This window comes from Terrisporobacter sp., from assembly GCF_017888745.1.
In the GTDB taxonomy this organism is placed as follows: domain Bacteria; phylum Bacillota; class Clostridia; order Peptostreptococcales; family Peptostreptococcaceae; genus Terrisporobacter.
Window position 1 is genome coordinate 1 of record NZ_JAGHFM010000404.1, and the last position, 1,316, is coordinate 1,316.

3 protein-coding genes are annotated in these 1,316 nt (G+C 29.0%); all 3 read right to left on the minus strand.

All coding sequences use genetic code 11. The features are described 5' to 3' along the window. The coding region (locus J7G74_RS16495; protein WP_297137416.1) for a DUF3169 family protein at positions 1-668 on the minus strand (668 nt) is incomplete at its 3' end. Then, entirely contained in the window at positions 661-876 is a 216-nt protein-coding gene (locus J7G74_RS16500) for a helix-turn-helix transcriptional regulator (RefSeq protein ID WP_297137418.1), read from the minus strand. The genes J7G74_RS16500 and J7G74_RS16495, both read right to left, overlap by 8 nt. Before the next feature lie 36 nt (positions 877-912). Next, positions 913-1,316: ABC transporter permease (locus J7G74_RS16505; protein ID WP_297137421.1), on the minus strand; the 404-nt coding region annotated here is incomplete at its 5' end.

Sequence of the window (1,316 nt, forward strand, 5' to 3'; positions counted from 1 at the left end):
ACACATGTTGTAGATACAGATGTATATGCTTTATAAGCACTTTTAAATATTCCTAATTTTATTGCTTCATCACAGCTGTCCAACCATTTTTTATTGAATTTTAAATCATATACACTTCCCTTTAACAAAGGATTAATTTCTTTTTGTAAATTAATTATTTTCTTTTGAATTAGCGTTGAAGAAGCCATACATAGTATAAATCCTACAAATAAACAAAGAAAGTTTATAATACTAAAATCAGCACCAAAACCGCCATTTATTTTATCAAATACTAATAACATACTCCCTATTCCAAAGAAGAAAAATCCAAGAATCATATTTACAGAAGTAAGTAAAAGTATATAAGATAATCTTAATTCAATTTTGTCTATTATATCATCATCTTCATTTGTTTCACTCCATAAATCATACTCTTTTCGTGATTTATTATAAATTATTCTATTTATTATTATTACTAATATAGAAAGCACAATACTTGCAAATGGTGTAATTGTCTCAAATATACTCATTAGTAAATTAGGAAGACTCTCTCCAATGAATTTTTTTAAGTATACAGATGAGGCACCGATTATTCCACCAATAATTCCAGATATCACTAGCATGGCAACATAGCCTTTAAATGCTTTTTTGTCTTCTTTTTTGATTTCTTCCACATGCTCTCTATTCATGGTCATTATCCTCCTCATAACTAAAAATATCTTCCACTCTTGCTTCCAAAACCTTTGCTATTTTTAATGCTAAAGTTACTGATGGAGAGTAGTCCCCTCGTTCAATCTGGCTAATTGTTTGTCTAGATACTCCTACTAAACGACCCATTTCCGTTTGATTTACATTAATCTTAGCCCTATATTCTTTTAAACGATTATTTAATGGCATACAACTCCTCCTGACTATTTTCCTTGTTCTGTTGACTTATTTTTCAGCCTTAAGCCATTTTAAAGCATTTTTCAATTTTATTGGATTTCCATACATAAGTGTAGCCATTCTATATATCTTAGAACCACATATTCCTGCTAATACAGTTGATACTATTAATATTAATGCAGATATTATGAATTCCATTGATGTAATAGCTCCAGTTGCAACCCTTACTATCATAGTCATTGGAGATGCAAATGGTATATATGAACAAACCTTCATCAATACACTATCTCCTTTTGTCAATCCAAATATGCTAATAAGAAATACTACAATAAATATCATCATTATAGGTCCAACACTTGTTGATATTTCTTCTGTTTTTGATACTAAAGCTCCTAAAGCTCCAAATATAAATGAATAGAATAAGTAACCTAATATTCCAAATATAGCAAATG

What these genes read in the sequence shown, in the direction of transcription:
- J7G74_RS16500 (WP_297137418.1), bottom strand. Translation starts at nt 876, where the DNA reads ATGCCATTAAATAATCGTTTAAAAGAATATAGGGCTAAGATTAATGTA.